Here is a 21832-nt window from a genome sequence, read left to right on the forward strand (position 1 = left end):
TTTTGGCATGCTCGATCTAATTCGGCTGAGGGTCCTGGTCGCTGTTGCACAGGAAGGGTCGGTGACAGCCGCCGCCGATTCTCTCGGTTACGCGCAGCCCTCCATCAGTCACCACCTTCGACAGCTCGAATCGGAAGTCGGGGTTCCACTGTTCCAGCGAGCGGGTCGTGGACTGCGCCTGACGGACGCCGGCGCAGTGCTGGTTCGGCGAGCCACCGAGATCCTCGGCCACGTCGACGCAGCGGTAGCCGAAGTCCAGACGTACGCAGGACTGAGGGCCGGGCGGGTACGACTGGCCGCATTCCCGTCAGCCCTGGCGAGTTTGATTCCGCAGGCGATGGCAGCGTTCACGTCCCAGTACCCCGATGTGTCCATCAGCCTCGTTGATGCAGAACCACCCAAAGCACTTGCACTGCTTCGTAACAACGATGTCGACGTAGCTGTTGTCTTCGCGCACGAGGACACCCCTGAAGTCGGGCTCAAGCATGTCGCGCAGACGGCTTTACTGGAAGATCCGTTGTACCTGATCACCTCTGCGCGGAATGCAGATGCCGCCAACGAGATCACGGACTACGCCGGTGAGACCTGGATTGCCGGTTGCCCGAGCTGCCGAGCCCACCTCCTCACCGCTTGCAATCGAGCTGGATTCATTCCGCGGATCGAGTTCGAGACCGACGACTACGTCGCCGTCCAAGCCCTGGTCGCCTCCGGAAGCGGGGTAAGCACCCTTCCGGCCCTCGCCCTCCAGGCACATCAGAACCCGAGTATCCGCGCACACCGCATTCCCGGCGAGCGACGCACTGTCTCCGTCGCAACCTACGGCAAACCTCCACTTGCTCCCGCGATCGACGCGTTCGTCAGAACTCTGACAGCGATATCCGAATCCATGCGTGAGCGCGTCGAATTGGATGGGCACCAAGATAACCGGTGACCTCAGGTCCGGCCGACCACCGCGACTATCAGTGCGGCAAGTTCGCTTCGAGCATCGTCGGGCGAGAGCGCTCCCGCTACCGCCGCATGCGAGAGTGCCTCTGCAGCACCGAATATTGCGGTCATCGAAGGTTGCGCAAGTCCTCCGCCCGCACCAAAGGCAGTCAGCACCTCCCGACATCGTTCCGAATAGGCGTGTTCCGATTCACGCTTGACCCGCTCCAGCTCGGGCGAACCCTCCAGCGCTGCAAGCACACCCGTCAGTTCACGCCCCTGCGCCAGCGAACATCCGACGTAGGAGTCGGCGATGGCATTCGCGCGTCCGTTCAGAGACTCATCCGCGGCATCGAGATACTCCTCGAGCATCACCGTCTGACGATCGTCGAATTCCTTGAAGAGCGCTGCCAACAACGCGGCGCGAGAGGCGAAATGGCTGTATACAACTGGCTTTGCAACGCCGGCACGTTCAGCCAACCGACCAAGGGTCAGCGCGTCCGCACCCTCCTCTCGCACCAATGCCCACGACACCTCCACGAGTTGTTCGTACCTGCCGGCTCGCGACAGTCTCGTACGTGCCATCGGACACCTCCTTGCGCTATATACCAATAGTAACCTACTCTTAGTACATAAGCGCACCATCTACCGAAGGACGCTCATGACCACACTCGTCGTAGTCTCCCACCCCGATCCCCAGTCACTTACCCAGCATGTCGCCCGTTCTACTGCCGACGCGATCCGCGACCTGGGCGGCGACGTCGACTTCGCGGACCTATATGCCGAGAATTTCGATCCCCGATTCGCCGAAGCCGATGTGAACCTGTTCCGCGGCAAAGGGACTCCCCCGGCCGACGTTGTAGCCGAGCAGGACCGAATCGATCGTGCAGACGATCTGATTCTCGTGTTTCCGATGTACTGGTGGTCGATGCCCGCACTACTCAAAGGTTGGATCGATCGAGTCTTCGTCAGCGGATGGGCGTACGAATTCACCCCGGGAAGCGAATTCGTGAAGAAACTGGACCGACTCACCGTCCACCTGATTCCAGTCGCAGGTGACGACGCCGAGAGTTTCGACCGACACGGCGTGTACGAGGCCTTCCGGACACAGATCGAACGCGGAATCATCGAATATTGCGGTGCCACAATGGGATCGACAACCTTCGTTCACGAGTCGGACACGAAGAGCCGAGACGTCCTCGCCGCAGAAATCCACGACCTCAGCGAAAGCATCGCGTCCCGTGTCGCCTACCCTGCGACCGTGACTTCCCGTTGACGGTCAAATACGGTCAACTGACGCTTGACCGGCCCGTGGCCGCCCAGTAGCGAAGCGTGTCTCCAGCATGGCCGAGGTTGCGCGACAACTGATCAGCTGGGCGCACGCTATCGAGAAGTCCCCCACACCCTTCGATAACATTACGCGAACCCGCGTTCGTTTCGTCGCAGGTAATCAGGACGCGACTGAGCCCCACCGGGTCGCCGGCATACGTGAGCACTTCCCCCAGAGCAGCCGACGCTATCCCTTTCCGGCGTTCCGACGGCCTGACCCCATAGCCGATATGACCACCGACATCGGCCAAGAACTCATTCAAGCTGTGCCGCAACTGGATAGCACCGAGATACCTGCCGTCTCGCACGATCCACCAGTTGGTTGCCGGGACAATGTCGGGCCCCGGCAACGCCTCGGGCTGCGCCAACAACTCCTGAACCCACTGCCCGAATCCATCGCGTGACGCAAGGTCGAGATCCAGACGTTGCGCAACTCCCAACGCCGAAGCGGGCTGATCCGCCTGCGGTCCACCCCACTCGTCACGCGACTCCAACCAGGACACCCACAAGGCCTCGTCAGGCGCAACCAAATCGACTGTCATAGCAGCGATGCTACGTCGCACCCGCAATGGTCGAGACTTCACCTCAATCCATCGCAAAAGCACATAGTGTCGATGTATGAGTGGACGATTCACAGCTGGGGTCTTTATCGTCGTCGTCAGTGTCGTCGCCGTTGCGTTGGTTTGGACCGGCGTTCGAGACTATGAATCTTTCACTCCACCGGTCGCGACGGCGGTCGATCGGGCAGACTGCCTCGCCCCTGATATCACCGCCGCGCTCGTAGCCCCCGAGGCACGCGACAGCAGCATCGCACTTCGCCCCGAGGGAAGTGGTTACCCGCCTCCTGATTTCAGCCCCGTTGCCGTTGTTCGATGCGAACGCGGAGAAACGTCCGACGGTGGGTTGACCATCGACTCCGTACGCCTCGAGGGGGACATCCACGCGGTGGACGATGCATTCCGCGAACAGTCTCGTCGATTTCCTGCCAACGTCCGGGCCGACTGCGCGTACCGTCTCGTCCCGCCAGCCGGTTTGTGGCTGGTAGACGAAGCAGGAGCAGCCATACGCCCTACCTGGCCGACCGCGCCCTGTGGACTGCAAGAGAAACCACACGCAGCCCTGAGCCAACTACATGAGATCAGCCGCGCGCAGCATCCGGTCGACGGCATCTCCTCCGATGACGCCGGAACCTGCGCGGAGTCGATCGGACAACCGTTCGCGACGACCACTGAAGCTGACATGAGTCGCATGGCAGAACACGAAGACACTCACGCGCGCCCACTGACGGAAACAGCTTTGGCTACACCGATTTCCGACGTCGGCAGACTACTGGTGTGCCGCTATTCCACCGAACCGCCGCTGCCCGAGTCCCGAATCCGCTTGTCACGCCAGCAGAGTACTGATCTGATGGAGGTTGCATCCACCGCGCCACCTGCAGGCCCATGCGATCTCGTCGCCCATCACATCGCTTCGATCGACGTACTTCGTCCCGACGGATCGGGCGGCACGCGGATGGCAGTCGAACTCGACGGATGCCAACGCGTAAACCTCCTCGGACAACGTCAATTACCGCCCGCAGTCATTGCGCTCCTGTTGCAGTAGCGATGACCCACACCCGAGTTCATCGAGACTGATCGTAGAAAACCGACGATGAAATCACAGGTCTCGAATCGACGTGACGACAACCGGCCTGACCGGCTTGGGCGCCGCGCCGCAACTCGGTGGACGCGGCGCGAGTTCGGAGACTGCAGTCTCCACGGCCCATTGCCGGCCGTCCACATGTGCGACGACGCATGTCCCGTCACTCGCCTGCTCGATGACAGCCAAGTCGTCGATTCCGCAGGTTATTTGCTGTCGCACAGCAATTTCCGAAGCCTGCCCCGCAGGAGACCAACAACTCCGTCCACGCAGGCCTGGCAAATGGACCTGATCTCGGGAAGCCACCTCCACGGCCGTGACACTCTCACTTGCCGACAGACGGCCGTACGTATTGCCGCTCGGCAACAGGATCATCGACGGCGCGAATCGGTGCCCGCCGGTATGCGAACACTCCCACACCTGGGGTCCGAAGGACGACATCAGCGCTGCGGCGATCGGCCTGCCGAATACAGCGCAGCACTGGTCGCGCTTGCCGTGCGCGCAGACCAATACGACTGGCTCGGTCACTTGCTCGCCCAGTCCTGGTGGCGGCCCATCCAACAAGAAGAAATCGACGTCGAGTAATTCCATCGGCAAATCGATGTGCAACCTTTCACACCATGAGTCGCTCGGATCGGAGCGCGCAAGCAGGACGGTGTGTCCATCAGTCATCGGATCGGTACGCCCGGGTCGCCGAACGAACATGATTCGCACGTTCGCTGCATCGGCTCGGCGGCTCAGCTCGGCGGCAAGGTCCTCCCCCAAGGCCGTACCGTCCAACACGTCACGACCCCACGCGACATTGAATTCGAGGCATACCCAGCCCCGCACGACGGCAGCGCTGCCTGCCAGCGGCTCATCGACAGCAGACAGTGCGGAACAGGTTTCGGCTTCGATCACGAGGCCCATTGTGTCAGCCTCGCTGGGTGTCGATTAGCAAGTCCCTGTGGCCCAGTGACGCGGCAGCTCAATAGAACTTCTTGCCCTCCGCAAGCTGGTTCACGAACTTCTCGATCCGCCTGGCTCGCGTCTCCGGACGCTTTGCCTCCTGCAGTCGGTACGCGATGGTGAATCGGTTGGTGGAATTGAGCGTCGCGTAGAACTCACGAGCCTTCGGGTTTTCCGCGAGCGCATCGAGAAAGTCTTTCGGGACCTCGGCCTTGGCTGATCCCTCGTACGCGCGATCCCATCGACCGTCGGCCTTGGCCTTCTCGATCTCGGCGATGCCGGAAGGCTCGAGAAGTCCCGCAGCGTCGAGGCGGGCGACTATCTCGACGTTGCGTTTGGACCACGGACTCCGCGCGGTGCGTCGCGAAAACTTCTGTACGAAGAAATCGTCGTCGATTCGCCGTGCGAGGCTGTCGATCCAGCCGAAGCACAGGGCAACGTCCAACGCTTGGTCGTAGTCGATCGAACTGTGCGACGAGGTCTTCTTGGCCATTTTCAGCCAAAGGCCGGGGACCAACTCGTGGTTCTCGGACAGCCATCGACGGAACTCTTCTCCGTCAGCGAAGTATTCGGTGCCGAGTTCGACTGCCATCAGTGCTCCTCATTTTCGCGATACCCATACTCTGACAAAACCCTGCGACAAATATCCGAGAGTTCCGAGTGCGAGCACCCATTTGGCAATACTGACGGTCGAAGCGGCGCGAACCCTCGAGTCGGTGATCCTGTCGCGATGATCGAGGAAATGGAGTCCGACCACGTTCTCGACGTAGTCGCCGGCCGCCGACAGTACCGGCACTACGGCAAGGGCGCGCCGAGTTGCCGGGGAAAGGGGAACCCGCTCCCCGAGCCTCGTGCCCGCTGACCGCAAAGCCATCGCGTAGATCGCGGGATGTACGAAGTCGGGGTAGTAGTGACTACGAAATCGTGCCGTGGCCTCTGCGTCCATGGAGTCCAATATTTCGACGTACCGGCGAGCAGAGAAGGCCGTCTGCACTTCCAATACTTTGGGAGCCACCGGCCCGAGTAGGCGAGCAATATTCGCTTGTGAGACAACAAAAGCGGTGGTCCACAGTGCCATCGCCTTCGCAGATCCAGTTGGTGCCATGCCACGATCGTGCCATCTTCGCACAACAGAACGGAACGGCCCGACGGAAGAGCTCGCCGAAAATGTGAATGAGGTTGTAAAAAGCGGGCATCCCGTATCGATCATCGGTCCGATAGCGGGGAGCGCGCATGTCGCCCAAGTCCAACCCGACTGTTCTGTTCATCCACGGACTCTGGATGCACCCGACCACCTGGGACCCCTGGGCGCAGGTTTTCAACGCGCAGGGATACCCCACGATGGCGCCGGGGTGGCCAGGGGACGCGTCGACCGTGGGTGAGACGCGTGAACACCCGGAAGACATCGCGGGACACGGCATCGAGGACGTGACGGATCACTACGCCAAGGTGATAGCCGATCTCGACGAGCCACCGATCGTGGTGGGGCATTCGTTCGGAGGTTTGATCGCGCAGAAACTGCTGGGCCAGAAGTTGGCGACCGCGGCAATTGCCATCGACCCGGCTCAGCCCAAAGGGGTGTTGAAACTTCCCCTCGTTCAACTGGGCAGTGTTTTCCCGGTCCTGTCCAACCCCGGGAACTACCGGAAGGCGTACTCACACAACAGAGAGTCGTTCCACAAGTCCTTCGCCAGTGCCGTGTCCAAGGACGAGTCCGACGCATTGTTCGAGCAGTATGCGATTCCCGCCCCTGGTCGGCCGTTGTTCGAGGCAGCACTCGCCAACTTCGCGCCCCACAGCCCCGCTGCAGTAGATTTCAACGCCCGCCGCGGGCCACTCCTGATGATCGGCGGCGGCAAGGATCGCACAGTCCCGAAGGCCAGTTCGGACAGCTCGTTCAAGAAGTACGCCAAGGCCCCGACGATCAACGAATACAAGGTCTTCGGCGATCGAGGTCACTCGCTGACCATCGACCACGGCTGGCGTGAGATCGCGGACTACAGCCTTGCCTGGCTCGACAAGCAGGGCATGAGCCCGCCGCAAGGCAAGCACGAAAGTCAGTCTCAGCCGAAAGCTTGAAAACGACGGCGGTACACCTGCGGCGAGATTCCGAGATGCGTCGAAAATGCTCGTCGTAGGGATTCCGAAATGCCGAATCCCGCCAATTGCGCGGCTTCGGTCACCGAGTGGCCGGCATCGAGGAGCGCTTTCGCGGAGTCGAAACGGATCAACTCGACGTATTTGGCCGGCGTCGTACCGAGTTCTTCCCGAAAGAGCCTCGCCAGATGCCGTGGGCTCAGGTGCGCCAGGGCAGCCAGTTCGTCGACCGAGTACTCCCCCGCCGGATCGGCGGCCACCGCCTCGACCACTGCGCGAAGCGCGGGCACCCGGGGCCGCGGCCCGCTCAACGACGGCGAGAACTGTGACTGCCCACCTGGACGTTGGAGAAATACCACCAGAAGCTGTGCGACACGTCGGGCCATTTCTGCACCATGATCTCGCTCGAGCAATGCGAGCGCGAGGTCGATCCCGGCGGTCACACCCGCAGACGAGAACACCGTGCCGTCCTGGATGAAAATGGCGTCGGGAACTACCGTGATCTGCGGATAGGCGCGCGCCAGCGTTGCCGTGTGTTGCCAATGCGTCGTTGCGCGGCGTCCGTCGAGCAGTCCACTCGCCGCCAGGATGAATGTCCCGGTACAGATCGAGGCAACCCGACCCGAACGTCTCGCCAGATCGCTCGCTGCCTCACGCAGTTCCGGACTCACCGGCATCGACGGGAACACGTCGCCACCCATGACCAGCAACGTGTCGAAGGAACCGGAATCTGCGACGTCACAGTCGACCGGAATGCGCATGCCGGTCGACGAGTCGACATCGTGTCCACCCACCGAGCAGATCACCAACTCGTAGTTCGCTCCGCCGCGATTGGCCTCTGCGAACACCTCACTCGGACCTGCGACGTCGAGCAGTTTGACGCCGTCGAACACCAGGACGGCAACTCGATGCACTGCGGTCACGATCGCTCCCCTTCGTCCTGATCTGTGGACAGTATGGCCGAGATCAGGGTGCGCCCGCGTGCGTGCTCGACCGACACTGGGACAGACCGAGAAATTCGCAGCAGCGACGAGCAGAGCAGGTACCGATGAACACGATCATTGCCGGTGTGAAAATCCCCGATTCGAAGATGGCTGCCGACGCCACCGAACTCGTCCGAGATACGGCGTCCGAGTTACTGTTTCACCACTCGCGACGCGTCTTCCTCTTCGGATCGCTGCAAGGCGCGCGTTTGGGACTGCACGCCGACCCTGAATTGCTCTACGTCGGCGCCATGTTTCACGACCTGGGGCTCACCGAGAAATTCCGGGACAGTACGGCGCGATTCGAATTGGACAGCGCGGACGAAGCGCGGCGATTCCTCACCGGCTACGAAGTCGACGAAACCGACATCCGCAAAGTGTGGGAAGGCATCGCTCTACATACGACGCCCGAGGTCCCCTCGCGGCTGGAGCCCGAAATCGCCTTGGTGACAGCGGGTGTGGAGACCGATGTACTCGGAATCGGATACAGCGAACTCGACCAGGCCGACATCGACGCCGTCACCGCGGCCCACCCCCGTCCGGATTTCAAGAATCAGATCTTGAAGGCCTTCACCGACGGCTTCAAGCACCGTCCCGAAAGCACGTTCGGGACGGTGAACGCTGACGTACTCGAACATTTCGTGCCGGGATTTCGGCACATCGATTTTGTCGAGGTCATCCAGAACTCGGCTTGGCCCCAATAGAATTCGCAGTCATTTGGCCGCCTCACTCATCGCAGCGGCATCTTCTGCCCCGAACTTTTCCTCGAGGGTCTCCGGCGAATAGTCGAGGTCGATCTCGGCGACGTCGCGCCCGCGTGCAGACTCGATCGCCGAAAGTCGGCGCTGCGCACGGTCTGCGGCATACTCGAGGAACTCCTGATTGTCCAAACCGAACGGTTGCACCTCGAATTGATCGTTGACCCAGTTGATCATTCCGAGGGCCATGGGCATGAGTTCACCCATCCGCTGCTGGACGACGTCCCAGTTGTGATCGTCGGCGGCGACGTGCCTTCGGCAGGTGAACGTTCCCCAAGCCATGTGCCGTCGTTCGTCGTCACCGATCTTTCGCACCAATTGCTGCATGCCAGGGAGGATTCCGCGCGTCGCACAAACTTTCTGCCAGGCGTAGTAACCCGTCAGCGCCAGACTGCCCTCGATGACGTGGTTGTACGTGACGCTGGCACGCACCTGGTTGACCGGGCTGGGGTCTGTCTCGAGAATGCGTAGCGACGACGGCAGCTCCTCGTAGAACAGTTGCCGGTAGTACGGATTGTCAGCGACGTAGGAATGCAGGTCACTGGTCAATCCCACTTCGTCCATCCACAGCCGAAACACCTGGGTGTGCTTGGCTTCCTCGAAACAGAACTGCGTCAAGTACATCTCGTCGCCGAATCGTCCCTCGGTCGACATTGCTTTCATGAACGGTTGAATGTCTTCGGTGACGGCTTCTTCACCGGCGATGAACTGCGCACACAGGAAGGTGGCGCTGCGCTGTTGTTCGCTGGTCAGCTCCTGCCAGTCACGGGCATCCTGCGAAAAATCGAGGTCGGTTGGGTTCCAGAATTTGGCGTTTCCCTTGGTGAACAATCGGAGTGGGAACGAATCCCAGTTCAACCCTCCCGACCGAAGAGAACTGAAACCTTCTCGCCCCGGCGAGGTGACAGTCATGACATTCCTTCTTCCCGAACCGAAGACAGATGCCCCACCAGCATGCCCGTAGAACTGAAACGTGAATCAGTTTTGACGAAATTCGATCTATTCCTTCAGGGAAACACCCTTGGTCTCCATCACTGCGAAGAGCTTGGCGTTCATCTGAGCTGCCAGATCCGGCCGATACGAACCGATGTTGAGCGGATTGGCGAGATTGTTCAGTTCCAGGGGTCGGCTTGTAAGTCGTACAGTTCGTATTGCGGCGCAGCAACTCCCGTAGGATCGAAGTACATCGTGTACTTCCAGCGGCTCTCGCGTATGCACCGAATGTGGTTGGGCTGCGTGACGATGTTCTGACCGTCGGGCGTCGCACAGTTCTGATCGTCGTAGGTGAACAGAATCGTGTCCTGAACCTGCGCGCTGGGACTTTTCGGATACGCCGCAGCGTCGACGATGACCGGTGTCAGATCGGTACCCAAGAAGTTCCACGATTGACGCGCAGGCGCTTGGGCGAGTGTGGCGAGAGTGGGCATCACGTCGATCAACGACGCCAGGGCGTCGGTGCGAACGGGTTCGGGAAACAGCAAGGGGTTGCTGATGACCAGTGGAACGCGCAGTGTTTCCTCGTAGGCGTTGAACACTTTCTGCCGCAAACCTCCGTGGCTCATCCCCATCTCCCCGTGATCGGACATCCGAACGATCACCGTGTCGTCGAGCATCTGTGGAGTGGCTTCGATCGCGTCGAGCACGCTGCCGATGTGTTCGTCGACCACCTTGTGCATATAGGCGTAGAAGTTGATGTACTTACGCGCCTGATCGGGTCCGAGCAGCGGCCCGAGCCCGGCTGCCAACAGCAGTTCCGACTGAACCTGGGCTGTCGGTTTGTGATTGAGCGCCAGGATCTCGTCGAAGGTGGGCGGCAAGTCGATACCCTGCTCGAAGGCGCCTGGCGCGTCCGATCCGTAGTTGTCGCACGTGCCGTTCATCGCGTTCCACGTCTGGGGGTACGCGAGGACATCGTGCGGGTTCACGAACGAGACGATCAGCGCCCAAGGCTGTCCGGATGCGACTGCGGGTCCGGAGAGAAACTCGACAGCTTCCTCGGCGACACGGCGATCATGGTCTGCGCACCCGCCACCGAAGTGATCCGGATTGGTGTCCTGGCCCGCGTCCGGCGGAATCCACCCCTCGAAGCCGAATCCTGCCACGTCCTCGCTTGTCGGATCACCACCCTCGACGCCTTTGCTCAGATGCCATTTCCCCCGGTACTGGACGTTGTAGCCGGCCGACGCCAGCAGCTTTGCCATGTTCTGTTCGGAGACCTGCAACTGTGGCTCGGTGGGTGAGACAGTGCCACCTTCGGTGAGCGTTCTGGTGACCCCGTGCTGCGCGGGGTAGAGGCCGGTGAAGAACGTACTGCGACTGGGCGAGCACATCGCGGTGTTGCACACTGCCTGGTCGAAACTCAGCCCGTGATCGGCAATCTTCTTGCGGTTGGGCAGATTCTGTTCAGCCCAGCCTTGTGGCCAGTACATCGGCCGGCGTTCCTGATCGGTGATGATGACAACGATGTTGGGTTTCTGCGGAAACCGATCGGCGGGTGCTGCTTGTACCGGCACCGCGCTCACCGCGCCGGCCGCGACGTCTGCCACTCCCGCGAGGACAAGGGCACCGACGCCACCGAGGAACGTCCGGCGCGGCAATGAATGACAATGCGGGGCTGGAACGTTCTCTGGGTTCACGGGCGTCGTCCTCTCGGAGGCGTTGTCGCCCCAGAGTTGACCGAATCACTCTTCGCTACACATGCGCGAGCAAACTGCCCGTGCGCTGATCAGTTCGATAACCCGATCCGCACAGCGCAGCGGATCCGGTGTCCGGCCGATACCGAGGGTGTCGACTATCGAAATCGTCCTTCGCACATCAGCCTCCTCGACACCCCACGACCAACCGAAGTCGTGATTCCAGAGCAGAACTGCGTTCTTCCCCGGATGGTTTCGGGCATGAACGGGGAGAACGATCACCGCATCCGTGCTCGGACCCTGCGGCCATCGAACTGTCTCACCGTGAACGGATCGTGCTACCGCGTCGACGTATTCGTGTGCGGACCAGTCGTTGCCGTTGGTATGCATGGAAGTACATTCGGTGCCACACACGTTTCGGATGGGTTCGTGGCATCACCGATCGAGTATTGCGCTTTCAGGAAATGAACGGCAACACAACGGATTCGAATTGGCGATGACCGTCGCGGTGGACACTGTGGCCGGTACGGAAAGAGACCAATTCGCAGCGTGCGACGGTGGCTGCAACAGCGTCGAGGCGAACAGGATCCACCATCCCGCCCAGACCTCCACGCAGGAACAACATGTCAGCCTCGATGAGCGGCAACCGATCCCACCACTGCGAATCCGGTCGGCGGAACTGCTCGAGCGCGGACCGCGTCATCGAGCGATCGAACGTCAACGCGGCTCGCGGATGCCGCACCAAACTTGTTGTGGCGTGCCACAGTTCTGGGACACTCGGCAATTTCCTCGCGAACACCTGTTCCGGGTCACCCGCGCGTAATGGTAACGGCGCTTCCTCGATGACCAACTTCCGCACCGCAGTGGGACGTTTCTGCGCGATCAACGACGCCGCGTGCCCGCCGAGCGAGTGGCCGACCAGATCCACCTGCTCGAGTTCGAGATGATCACACACGTCCATGACGTCGTCCGCGAACTCCTCGAACAGATACGACGACGCACGAGCGCTCCGGCCGTGGCCGCGAAGGTCGACCGAGACAACTCGCCGGTTGCGTGATCGCAAGGTCCGCGCGAACTTGTCCCAGGTACCGCTGTCGCCGCCCATCCCGTGCACGAGGACTACCGGAGGCAGATCGGCCACACTGGGATGCGAGCCGGAATCGCGGTAGCTGATCTGGACCCCGCCGGCACTTCGTACGTTAGCGACACTCACGAGTTCCCAGGATAGACCCGTCCTCGCGGATTGCTGACGCGGTCAGCCGAGGCTGCAACTCCCCTGGTCGCGTGACCTCGTCGTAGCGACCGAGTCCGATCCTCGCGATGTTTCGCAGCGACTCGCTTGCATCGGCGAAGTAGCCGCAATGCCCTCGAACGGCACCGGTACCGAAAACAATGGCTCCGTGCTGCGCCCGAACTGGAGACGGGCCGTGCCCGATGTGGCCGATCTTCACGCGTGGGAAGTAGCGGATCCAGTCCGACGGACCAAGCGCAGCCCAGAGATTTCCGGCAAAGCACAGGTCTTCGCGCGAACTGGTCCCCATCCCCGGACTACCCAGCACCACGCAATCGTCCACTCGCGCCGACGGGAGAGCGAGTCCGCACACCACGGCCCCGTAGCTGTGTCCGACGAGCGTCACATGCGCCGATCGCGGCAGGATACGAGTCAACCGCGCCAGATCTATCGCACCAAGTTCTGCAAGTGTCCGGGAGAACGACTCGAGAAATCCCCACGGCGTCCGATAACCGACCCACACGATCACCGCGACGCGGTCGTTCGGCCCGAGCGTTCGGAGCATCCTTCCCAGTGTCCATCCGCTCGCGCGTGGTCCTGTCGGACGGTTCTCGTCGAAGTAGTTTCCCAGTCCGTTGTCGTTGCCCGGCACGAAGATCATGATGTGCTCGGCTGTGGCGACATCGCCGAACACCTCCACGATCCGGCCTTCGCCGGTCTCGTCGTACGCCAGAAGTTGTGCGTCGCGTAGCTCCATCGGCTCGTAGTGAAGTCGATCGGTTCCGGAAACGTCAGCTCGACCCGCCGTTTTCATGACACTCCTCGCGAAGAGTTGCAACGACGAGAATCATTGCAACAGTGAGTTTTTGAATGTCATCAACGCTAGGCGCCCGATGGCGTCGGTGCGATGGCGCCAGCGCCCCTACTGTTCGTACAGTCGACTCGACCATGTCCGGTACAGCTGGCCGTACCTTCGAGCTCATTCGTACACGCCTTCCACCGACCATCCACCGCCTTCACAGATCATCAGCAACGCCCGCGATTCCTCCAACAGCACCTGAGCCCGCGCGGCCGTGCGCGCCGAGGCTGCGTCCCACCATCGCTCGTCCACCGGCCAGGGCCCGGCCCATCCCTGCACTACCCATTCCTTGCTCCCCCACTTCAGCCTTCCCGGCTGCGAGCTGAAGACACCGCGCTCAGTGACGTACACGGCGTTGCCGGCCACATCCTCCAGCCATACCTTGGGATTGTCGACGAAGATCGACCCCGGAGACGGCTGCGGCAGACGACCAGGCCACGGGGCTGTCGGATCATGGGCAGCTACCCGCTCGTCACCCAAGGGCAACAGGGTAATTCGCTCCGAGGGCCCTCGACCACCGCTCAGGACACCGACCTGAACAGATTCGCCGCCCAGAAGACCTTGCACGCGCACCAATGCTCGCCTGGCCCGCTCCTCCTCGTCGCCGACACCGCCCCACAGCCCCAACTGCAAAGCGCCGGCACTGACCACCTCCACCGGTTCCAGACGCAACACCGCTATGCCTGCGGTCGGCCGGGTCTCACTGCGCCCGGTGAGCCAGCCGTCCAGTTGCCATCGCACTCGATCGGCCGTTCCCTCCGGTGTCAGAGGTTCGGCGCAACGCCAAGTCCGAGAAAGATTTTCACCGTTGCCCGTGCTGGCCGAAATCGACAGGCGGGTGCACGCCACTGCGGCAGCCGACAATTTGTCGTGCAGGAGACTCGCCAAGGCGCGCCCGGCAAACGCTGCGGCATCCACCCGCTCGATCGACGGATCGTAATGCTGCTCCACTTCCAGATCCGGCGGAAGCGTCCGCGCCGACGGTGGCCGCTCGGGTTCACCGCGCGCCGCACGATGCGCGAGCACCGCATCGGCCCCGAAACGCGAAGCGACGTCCACTGCCGGTAAATCCGCGAAAGCACCGATGGTTCTGATCCCGAGCCTGCGCAGCAGATCCACCAACTCCCCGCGATGCGGCGCAGACAGACTGGGCTCGGCCGCCAACTCCGGCATGGGTAGCGGCGCCAGAAACCGTGCCCCCTCCCCCGGCGGCACCAGCGCTGCCCGGCGCGCGGCAATGACCGCTGTGGACAGTTGATCCGCCACACCCACCTGACTCTCGACGCCCGCAGCAGATGCCTGATCCACCAATCGTTCCGCCGCGGCTTCCTCCGAACCGAAGTACCGACTGACACCTCGCGCACTGAGCACCAACAAACCAGGACGAAGTACCTCGACGCCCGGTGCCACCGCATCGATGGCCGCGGCGACCGGCTCGAACAATCTGGCGTCGCGTTCCGGATCTGCCATCGCCACATACAGTTCCGGGCAGCGGGCCTGCGACTCGCGTCGGCGCAGGCCTCGTCGCACTCCCTCCGCGCGGGCCGTCGCCGAACATGCGATCACCCGATTACCCGAGGTGACCGCGACAGGATGCGTGGCAGGAAGATCGGCAAGCGCTGCCGCTGCCACCGCCGGCCAGTCCGGGCACCACAACGCCAGAACTCTGCTCACAGTGACACCACCCGCGACGACACCACCCGCGACGACACCACCTGCTCCGACACCACCTGCTCCGACACGGCCTCGACCGGCCGGGAAGGTACCCACTCGACCCGCCCGGCTGCACTACAGATGTCCAGACGCGTGGTCCGGGGCTGGAACGAGCGCCCCCGAGCACGAACCGCGAGGCTCAGGGAACTGAGCCGACCACGCCCCAACTCACGGCCCTGACCGAACCCACCGTAACCATGAACCCGAGCGTCCAACCGAACTTCGGCCCCGTCCCAGTGACCTTCGGTGACAACAAGAGTCGAGCCCTTGCTCCGGGCGCGCGCCACCACCGCTCGCGCACGCGACGGGGATACCGACGCACCCGCCAATCCCAGAATCACCAGATCCATACCGTCGAGCAGCACAGCAGCGATCTCGACCGGATCCGGCCCAGGCGCCGGAATGAGCGCCAGACGTTCCAGTTGCGCACCCATCTCGTACGCCGCCAGCAATCCCAGTCGAGGTTGCCCGATGACTGCCACATGCCCCCCGGACGCCGTCACGGACGCGACCAATCCCAAAAGCAAGGAAGCAGCGCCCTCGACGGACACCACGGTTCCGCGCACCAAACCGCCCTGCGGTAGCAATGCCCCGATACCTTCCGGCACTGGGAGAACACCAGCCTTGTGCGCGCGGTCCACGACCGGTATGTCCCGGTCGGCAACACTCTCGAAGGCTGCTGCACTTGTCCCGGAAACACCAGCCACGGAAACACTCGGTCCCGAAAACGACGTATCGCCGCGAGAGGGAATGGACGCGATCTGTCGGCGGAGCTGTGCCAGCCGATCCTGACGGGACAACCCCGCCGCATCTGCCGACAGCTCCACCAACTCGGTCACCTCGGTCATCCCCATCCTCCGGAACACCGGAAAAACTCACTCGGCAGCAATCCATAACCAGCCGGCAAACCGCGGGGAAGTCGGGTCTGACATGCATCCAACGAACAGCAATTTCGAACATATTTTCGAACTGTTTTCAGTAAACCGTGTCACCCCCGACACGTCAAGCAGAGCAAAAAACCCAGTTCACAGGAGCCTCGAGCGTCACAGTGGCATCAATCCATTAACCTTGAGATGTGACAGCTCAGGAGCAGACCGGGAGGGGCATCGGGCCCGAATACCTGCTGGCGGGGCGGTACCGACTCCGCTCCAAGATCGGCGACGGAGGCATGGGCGCCGTCTGGCTGGCCCGCGACACCCTCCTCAGCCGTGACGTCGCGGTGAAACAGGTCACAAGCACGGAAGGCCTCGACACCGAAACGGCCGAAGAGGTCCGTGAACGTACATTGCGCGAAGGCAGGAACGCCGCAAAGCTCACCCACCCCCACTCCATCGCCATGTACGACGTCGCGATCGAGTCCGGTGAACCGTGGTTGGTCATGGAGTACTTCCCCGCCCGCAGCCTCGCCCAGGCGATGAACCTGGCCGACACGTTGCCACCGCTGGAGGTCGCGCAGATCGGCGCGCAGATCGCTGCGGCGCTCACCGAGGCGCACGCCGCCGGCATCGTCCACCGCGACATCAAGCCCGGCAACATCCTGATCGCCGACCGAGGCAAGTCTCTCGGCACCGTCAAGATCAGTGACTTCGGCATCGCCCGCGCAAAGAGCGACGTATCCGACACCCAGGACGAGGTCATCACCGGCACTCCCGCGTACTTTGCACCCGAAGTTGCCCGCGGCGACGATCCCACCGAGGCCAGTGACGTCTTCTCACTCGGGTCGACGCTCTACACGGTGATCGAGGGTCAACCGCCCTTCGGCATCGACTCGGACGCCATCGCTCTACTGCATCGTGTCGCCAAGGCCGAGATCTACCGACCCACCAAGTCCGGACCGCTCACCGACGTTCTCCTTCAGCTCCTCGAGCCGGACCCCACCCGTCGGCCGACGATGGCTCAGGCACGCGACGCGCTCGCTGCAGCCGCGACGGGCGGTGGCACGATCGAGCAGTTGATCGACGCTCCCGTCTACTCGTCCGAAGGCGCCGTGCCGGCGTGGGCTCACCGCACCACACAACTCGCCGACCCACACCGCCGCAATCGCCTGACCGGCTCCACGATCACCGGACTGCCTGCAGTGCAACAGAACACGCCACTGCGGAACGTCCCCAGCCCCATGGACATGTTCTCCTGGCCGCCGCGGATACCGACCGGCCCCGCCGATGCCAGCACCCGCGACAAGGTAGTGGCCTGGGCTCCCCTCGCCATGACAGGCATGGTTGCCGTCATCATCTTGGCCGCACTGATCGTCGTCATCCTGGTATTCACGGCCTGACCGGACGCTCTACGCGGGCAGAATGTTTGCGTTGAGGTGAAACACGTTGTCCGGGTCGTACTTCGCCTTGACGGCGGACAATCGCGCGTACTTCGCCGCACCGTAGGACGCTCGCACTCGGTCCTCGTCGACATCGGTCATGAAGTTGACGTACCCGCCTTGATTGGACGAGAACGGACGCAAGGCTTCCCAGGTCTCACGCACCCACGATCGATCCAATTCCAGTGTCCCGGCATCGGTGGCCGTAGCCGTCATGTTGCACACGTAATGTGGTGTGCGAGAACCACCGAACGCAGTGTCGTCCTCGCCGACGGAGGTGAAAGCTCCCTGCAGCGGAAAGATCGGCATGAAGGACATCGGCGACGATTTCTTGCCCGCTTGCTCGGTCAGAACATCGATCACGGCGTCGGAGAAATCCACCAGGTCCAAGGCCTTCTCATAGGCGTATGCACCCCATGGTTCCGATTCGTCGAGCATCGACTGTAAACCGATGTACGGGAGCGGGGTGACGAACTCGAACAGCGTCGGCACGCCCTCTCGAATCGGCGCAATCGCGTTCGAGTGTTCCTCTTCCGATCCGAAACCGGCTACCAGCAACGCGTATCCGGGCAGCAGGTGAAACTGATCCGGAACAAACGGTGCCGGAGGCGCGGACAAACCGACGGCAACCATCGCTCCGGCATTTCTCGGCAGGGCAGGCACCACTTCGCGGCACAGACGAAGCGCTGCGGGTCCGTCCTCCATCCCCCAGAAGAACAGTCCCAGATGCACTTCCGGACCGATCTCGCTCAGACGGTACTCGAACTCGGTGACCACTCCGAAGTTTCCGCCGCCGCCGCGCAGCGCCCAGAACAAGTCGCTGTGATCGTTCTCGGAGGCCCGCACGATCGAACCGTCGGCGAGCACCACCTCTGCCGACACCAGATTGTCGATCGCCAGGCCGAGCGTGCGCGTCAACCACCCCATGCCGCCGCCGAGGGTCAGGCCACCGACGCCGGTATCACTGATCACTCCACCGGTCACTGCCAATCCGTGTTCCTGCGTCGCGGCGTCGAGGTCGGCAATCGTCGCACCACCACCGACCCTGGCTCGCTTCGCGGACGGGGCGACACTGACTACGTTGATCGCACTGAGATCGATCATCACACCGCCTTCACACACCGATGTACCTCGGTAGGAATGCCCACCGCCTCTGACCGAAACCTCCAACGAATGGGCTCTGGCAAATGCAAGTGCCACAGACACATCCGACGCCGACCGGCACCTGGCGATCACCGCCGGACGATGATCGATCTGCCCGTTCCAGATCGACCTGGCGTCGTCGTACTCCGGATCTCGGGGGCTGAACACAGAACCCGTGATCGCCGATTTCAGTGGCGCGAACTCGACCGTCGTCATCATGCACCGCCCTCATCGGGTGTCGCGGTGAGAAGCAGGTACTCCCACTCCATCACGAACGGCTCGCTTCCTCTGCCGTACTTCTTTGCCAACTCGAGCAGATCGCGATCGAGCGCCTGCGTGCGGTCAGGATCGTCGGCGATGTTCCGGTACACCGCGATGGTCGGGCCGTAATTCTTCTTGAAGAAATCGCGGAAATCTTCCGGCCCGCTGAATGTGTCCACACGAAGTACGTCTTTCCTTGCGGCAACATCGCCGAGCAGATCACGAACATGGTTCTCGTCGCCCCACAAAGGCGCCGGCTGCGAACCAGGAGGCGGGGGCGGTGCATACGGCTTCATCGTTTTGAACATCTCGCCGATGAACCCCGTCGGAGTCCAACTCAGCACTCCGATCTTTCCGCCGGGTCGGCATACTCGCAAAAGTTCGTCCGCGGCGCGCTGATGATGCGGGGCAAACATCACACCGACGCACGAGAGCACTACGTCGAACTCGTTGTCGCCGAACGGAAGAGCCTCGGCATCGGCCTCCTGCCAATCGAGTTCGACACCCGCGAGCGCCGCGGCCTCCCGTCCTGCCACGAACAGTTCGGGAGCCAGGTCGGTGGCGATCACCTGCGCACCCAGCGCAGCCGCCGGAATGGCGGCGTTGCCGGACCCCGCCGCGACGTCGAGCACCCGATCTCCTTTCTGCACGCCGCATTCACGCACCAATACAGGTCCGAGTTCCGCGATGACCTGCGTCGCCACCGCCGGATAGTTACCGAGCCCCCACATTGCCCGGTGCTTGGCCTTCAGCTCCCGGTCCAACCCGAGAGTCCCCGTTGATTCACTCATTACCGTTCTCCTTCAATAATTTTCGTACTCGGAGCCCGACAGCGTTCATGCCGTTACTCCGACGCTACGACGACGGTTCGCTCCTCTCCAGTACGAAATCTGTACCGGAGCACCCCGGAGGCCTACGATCGAGAGATGGGGTCCTCGTACCACCAGTTCTGCCCCGTCGCCAAGGCGATGGAGCTACTCGACGAGCGGTGGACACTGCTTCTCCTCCGCGAACTGATCATGGGAAGCGAACATTTCAACGATCTCCGCCGCGGGCTGCCGCGAATGTCACCGACTCTGCTCTCGACCCGGCTTCACCAACTCGCGGTCGCCGGCATCGTGGAGCGAGAAGAAACCGACTGTGTCGTCAGCTATCGTCTGACCGACGCCGGCCGCGAACTGCGCCCTGTGGTCGAAGCTCTCGGCATCTGGGGTACCAGGTGGATCGGTGAACTGGGCGACGAAGATCTGGATCCGAAGCTGCTGCTGTGGGACATGCATCGCCGCGTGGATCATTCCGTGGTGCCTGAAGGCAAGACCGTGGTGCACTTCGCATTCTCCGGAGTACGTGGACATTCGCGGAACTGGTGGCTCGTCATCAATTCCGGTGAGGTGGACATGTGCGATATCGATCCGGGTTTCGACGTTGCAGTGTCGGTCTCTGCGGGCTTGCGACAGATGACCGAGATCTGGCGAGGTAACCTGACCTGGTCGGACGCCATACGGTCCGGTGACGTCACCATTTCTGGGCCTACTGCGTTGCGTCGTAGCTTGCCTTCGTGGTTCGAGCTGTCGACTTTCGCGTCGATCCCGCGCCCCGCGTAGCGCGCGCTCACCAGCCCCGTTCCGTCCTGTTACAGAGCTGTTGCAGACCGTGACACCGTCGACGAACGGTGACCACCTGCCGGTGACACTGACCGAGAAGTCTCTGTTGTATGCCCAGCCACCGCGGAATCATCCGCTTCGTCGCACTCGGTGCAGTCGTGCTCGGTGCGGTCGCGCTCAGCTCCTGCTCGTACACAGAAGAAGCACAACCGAAGAGCGGTAACTACCTTGCCACTCAGCCTGATTCAGGACCCTCAGGCGGCGAGATCGAGGACGGCATCAGCTTGCAGGACACTCATGTGCCCGCGCTTGCTCGTCTCGATTCCGCACTGCTCGCGGCGCTCCAGTCGGCAGCGGCCGACGCACAGGCATCCGGCGTGGACATGCACGTCACGTCGGGTTGGCGGTCCGCGGCATACCAGCAGCGACTGTTCGACGAAGCCGTCGTCAAGTACGGCAGCGTGGACGAAGCGTCCAAGTGGGTGCACTCGCCGAGCCTGTCCAAGCATGTCAGTGGACAGGCCGTCGACATCGGACCGACCGACGCCGATGACTGGCTCATTCAGCACGGCAGCGATTACGGCCTCTGCCAGACCTACGCCAACGAGATGTGGCATTTCGAATTGGCAACCACTCCTGGCGGGGAATGCCCGCCACAACTGAGCAACCCCTCGGACGAGAGAGCGGAAGGCTGATCATGACACGAGTCAAGCCAGCGAGACTGATTGCCGCACTGGCAGTCTTGATCCTCGGAGTCGTCGAATTCGAATTGGCGGTCAACACGACCGGTGGTCAGATCGTCGACCAACAACTCATGGTGGGCGCGGCCACCTCCGAACGCCTCAGCGTGTTCTCCGCCGAGTTCATCGGCCTCGTCACCCCGATACTGATAGTGGGAGGAGTGCTCGTGGCGCTCATGATCACATTGCGCAACAACCCGATTGCGCTAGCTTTACGCGTCGTCGTCGTGACCCTCGGCCCCATCACGACAGCCTGGGTTCTCAAACAATCGCTGAATCGACCGGACCTGAACGGCCTGGTGATGCACAATTCCTTCCCCAGCGGCACTTTGACGGCCATAGCTGCTCTGGTCTGCGCGATCGTGATCGTCACGCCCTCGAGGTGGCGGGCGGTCGTTGCGGTCAACGGTGCGCTGATCACCATCGGAACCGCGATCTCGGTAGTCGTGCTGCAATGGCACCGCCCGAGCGACGTGATCGGTGCACTACTGCTCGTCGGCTGCTACACCCTCGCTGTGTCGGCATTTCCCTTGAACACCAGCGTCGCCCGGCATGCGGTGCTGGCAGACTCAGGCAACGAGCGACTCTCGCGAGTGTGACCCCTGTACCCTTGACTGACCGAGATTTCTCCGACCGCAGAAGGCCCCTGATCATGGC

General features: G+C 62.2%; 24 protein-coding genes. 9 read left to right on the forward strand and 15 right to left on the reverse strand.

Annotated elements, in window-relative coordinates; translation table 11 throughout:
- The first annotated feature begins 7 nt into the window (after positions 1-7).
- Positions 8-931 carry a LysR family transcriptional regulator gene (locus ATN38_RS25985; protein ID WP_058039038.1) on the forward strand — a complete coding sequence of 308 codons (924 nt, stop codon included), beginning with the start codon at positions 8-10 and terminating at the stop codon, positions 929-931.
- A 2-nt stretch (positions 932-933) separates the two neighbouring features.
- Here ATN38_RS25985 and ATN38_RS25990 read toward each other — a convergent pair whose 3' ends face one another.
- Positions 934-1509, reverse strand: a complete 576-nt coding sequence (locus ATN38_RS25990) for a TetR/AcrR family transcriptional regulator (protein WP_208689689.1) — start codon at positions 1507-1509, stop codon at positions 934-936.
- 76 nt (positions 1510-1585) lie between these two features.
- Between ATN38_RS25990 and ATN38_RS25995 the strand changes: the two genes are divergently transcribed.
- Positions 1586-2200, forward strand: a complete 615-nt coding sequence (locus ATN38_RS25995; RefSeq protein ID WP_218748949.1) for an NAD(P)H-dependent oxidoreductase — start codon at positions 1586-1588, stop codon at positions 2198-2200.
- Positions 2201-2213: 13 nt separating this feature from the next.
- On the opposite strand, the gene ATN38_RS26000 is transcribed toward ATN38_RS25995, so the two are convergent.
- The gene (locus tag ATN38_RS26000) at positions 2214-2795 is read right to left on the reverse strand and encodes a GNAT family N-acetyltransferase (protein WP_218748951.1); all 582 of its coding nucleotides are present in this window, start codon (positions 2793-2795) and stop codon (positions 2214-2216) included.
- Positions 2796-2871: 76 nt separating this feature from the next.
- Here ATN38_RS26000 and ATN38_RS26005 point away from each other — a divergent pair, with 76 nt between their 5' ends.
- A complete protein-coding gene (locus tag ATN38_RS26005) occupies positions 2872-3855 on the forward strand; it encodes a hypothetical protein (RefSeq protein ID WP_217018642.1) in 984 nt (327 codons plus the stop codon).
- Positions 3856-3909: 54 nt separating this feature from the next.
- Here the strand turns inward: ATN38_RS26005 and ATN38_RS26010 are convergent, their stop codons facing one another.
- The 3 genes from ATN38_RS26010 to ATN38_RS26020 are packed head-to-tail and all read right to left on the reverse strand — an operon-like array spanning position 3910 to position 5944.
- Positions 3910-4800, reverse strand: coding sequence for a sucrase ferredoxin (locus tag ATN38_RS26010; protein ID WP_218748953.1), 891 nt, complete (start codon positions 4798-4800; stop codon positions 3910-3912).
- Positions 4801-4858: 58 nt separating this feature from the next.
- Positions 4859-5431, reverse strand: coding sequence for a YdeI family protein (locus ATN38_RS26015; protein ID WP_042923448.1), 573 nt, complete (start codon positions 5429-5431; stop codon positions 4859-4861).
- A 9-nt stretch (positions 5432-5440) separates the two neighbouring features.
- A complete protein-coding gene (locus ATN38_RS26020; protein ID WP_075832765.1) occupies positions 5441-5944 on the reverse strand; it encodes a hypothetical protein in 504 nt (167 codons plus the stop codon).
- A 128-nt stretch (positions 5945-6072) separates the two neighbouring features.
- Between ATN38_RS26020 and ATN38_RS26025 the strand changes: the two genes are divergently transcribed.
- Positions 6073-6918, forward strand: a complete 846-nt coding sequence (locus ATN38_RS26025; protein WP_042923446.1) for an alpha/beta hydrolase — start codon at positions 6073-6075, stop codon at positions 6916-6918.
- Here the strand turns inward: ATN38_RS26025 and ATN38_RS26030 are convergent.
- Positions 6903-7859, reverse strand: a complete 957-nt coding sequence (locus ATN38_RS26030) for a GlxA family transcriptional regulator (protein ID WP_218748955.1) — start codon at positions 7857-7859, stop codon at positions 6903-6905. The genes ATN38_RS26025 and ATN38_RS26030 overlap by 16 nt on opposite strands.
- A gap of 125 nt (positions 7860-7984) precedes the next feature.
- Here ATN38_RS26030 and ATN38_RS26035 point away from each other — a divergent pair, with 125 nt between their 5' ends.
- Positions 7985-8623, forward strand: a complete 639-nt coding sequence (locus ATN38_RS26035) for an HD domain-containing protein (RefSeq protein WP_007727481.1) — start codon at positions 7985-7987, stop codon at positions 8621-8623.
- 9 nt (positions 8624-8632) lie between these two features.
- Here ATN38_RS26035 and ATN38_RS26040 read toward each other — a convergent pair whose 3' ends face one another.
- The 7 genes from ATN38_RS26040 to ATN38_RS26070 all read right to left on the reverse strand — a co-directional run bounded on the left by ATN38_RS26040 (position 8633) and on the right by ATN38_RS26070 (position 15961).
- Positions 8633-9589 carry a R2-like ligand-binding oxidase gene (locus tag ATN38_RS26040; RefSeq protein WP_003940790.1) on the reverse strand — a complete coding sequence of 319 codons (957 nt, stop codon included), beginning with the start codon at positions 9587-9589 and terminating at the stop codon, positions 8633-8635.
- A 200-nt stretch (positions 9590-9789) separates the two neighbouring features.
- Positions 9790-11313, reverse strand: coding sequence for a sulfatase-like hydrolase/transferase (locus ATN38_RS26045; RefSeq protein WP_308256552.1), 1524 nt, complete (start codon positions 11311-11313; stop codon positions 9790-9792).
- A 45-nt stretch (positions 11314-11358) separates the two neighbouring features.
- Positions 11359-11700: a DUF6292 family protein gene (locus ATN38_RS26050; RefSeq protein WP_042923438.1), complete on the reverse strand. Its 342-nt coding sequence runs from the start codon at positions 11698-11700 to the stop codon at positions 11359-11361.
- Positions 11701-11767: 67 nt separating this feature from the next.
- A complete protein-coding gene (locus ATN38_RS26055; RefSeq protein ID WP_007727487.1) occupies positions 11768-12523 on the reverse strand; it encodes an alpha/beta fold hydrolase in 756 nt (251 codons plus the stop codon).
- Positions 12510-13355 (reverse strand): alpha/beta hydrolase, encoded by an 846-nt coding sequence (locus ATN38_RS26060; protein WP_042923433.1) that lies wholly within the window; start codon positions 13353-13355, stop codon positions 12510-12512. Before ATN38_RS26060 ends, ATN38_RS26055 begins: the two co-directional genes overlap by 14 nt.
- 165 nt (positions 13356-13520) lie before the next feature.
- A complete protein-coding gene (locus ATN38_RS26065; protein WP_218748957.1) occupies positions 13521-15074 on the reverse strand; it encodes a DNA polymerase Y family protein in 1554 nt (517 codons plus the stop codon).
- Positions 15071-15961, reverse strand: a complete 891-nt coding sequence (locus ATN38_RS26070; protein ID WP_083057665.1) for a hypothetical protein — start codon at positions 15959-15961, stop codon at positions 15071-15073. The genes ATN38_RS26065 and ATN38_RS26070 overlap by 4 nt, the downstream gene beginning before the upstream one ends.
- 227 nt (positions 15962-16188) lie before the next feature.
- Between ATN38_RS26070 and ATN38_RS26075 the strand changes: the two genes are divergently transcribed.
- Positions 16189-17388, forward strand: coding sequence for a serine/threonine-protein kinase (locus tag ATN38_RS26075; protein WP_003940952.1), 1200 nt, complete (start codon positions 16189-16191; stop codon positions 17386-17388).
- 9 nt (positions 17389-17397) lie between these two features.
- Here ATN38_RS26075 and ATN38_RS26080 read toward each other — a convergent pair whose 3' ends face one another.
- Together ATN38_RS26080 and ATN38_RS26085 are read right to left on the reverse strand one after the other, a co-directional pair.
- Entirely contained in the window at positions 17398-18789 is a 1392-nt protein-coding gene (locus ATN38_RS26080; protein ID WP_047270191.1) for an FAD-binding oxidoreductase, read from the reverse strand.
- A complete protein-coding gene (locus ATN38_RS26085) occupies positions 18786-19622 on the reverse strand; it encodes a class I SAM-dependent methyltransferase (protein ID WP_058039029.1) in 837 nt (278 codons plus the stop codon). The genes ATN38_RS26080 and ATN38_RS26085 overlap by 4 nt, the downstream gene beginning before the upstream one ends.
- Before the next feature lie 135 nt (positions 19623-19757).
- On the opposite strand from ATN38_RS26085, the gene ATN38_RS26090 reads away from it, so the two are divergent.
- The 3 genes from ATN38_RS26090 (at position 19758) to ATN38_RS26100 (ending at position 21774) form a co-directional block, all read left to right on the forward strand.
- Positions 19758-20435, forward strand: coding sequence for a helix-turn-helix domain-containing protein (locus tag ATN38_RS26090; RefSeq protein ID WP_003940889.1), 678 nt, complete (start codon positions 19758-19760; stop codon positions 20433-20435).
- Between the two features lie 110 nt (positions 20436-20545).
- Positions 20546-21130 carry a M15 family metallopeptidase gene (locus ATN38_RS26095; protein WP_003940687.1) on the forward strand — a complete coding sequence of 195 codons (585 nt, stop codon included), beginning with the start codon at positions 20546-20548 and terminating at the stop codon, positions 21128-21130.
- Positions 21131-21132: 2 nt separating this feature from the next.
- Positions 21133-21774: a phosphatase PAP2 family protein gene (locus ATN38_RS26100; RefSeq protein ID WP_003940956.1), complete on the forward strand. Its 642-nt coding sequence runs from the start codon at positions 21133-21135 to the stop codon at positions 21772-21774.
- The last annotated feature ends 58 nt before the right edge of the window (positions 21775-21832 follow it).

The organism is Rhodococcus sp. FH8 (assembly GCF_019266085.1).
Lineage (GTDB): Bacteria > Actinomycetota > Actinomycetes > Mycobacteriales > Mycobacteriaceae > Rhodococcus_F > Rhodococcus_F qingshengii.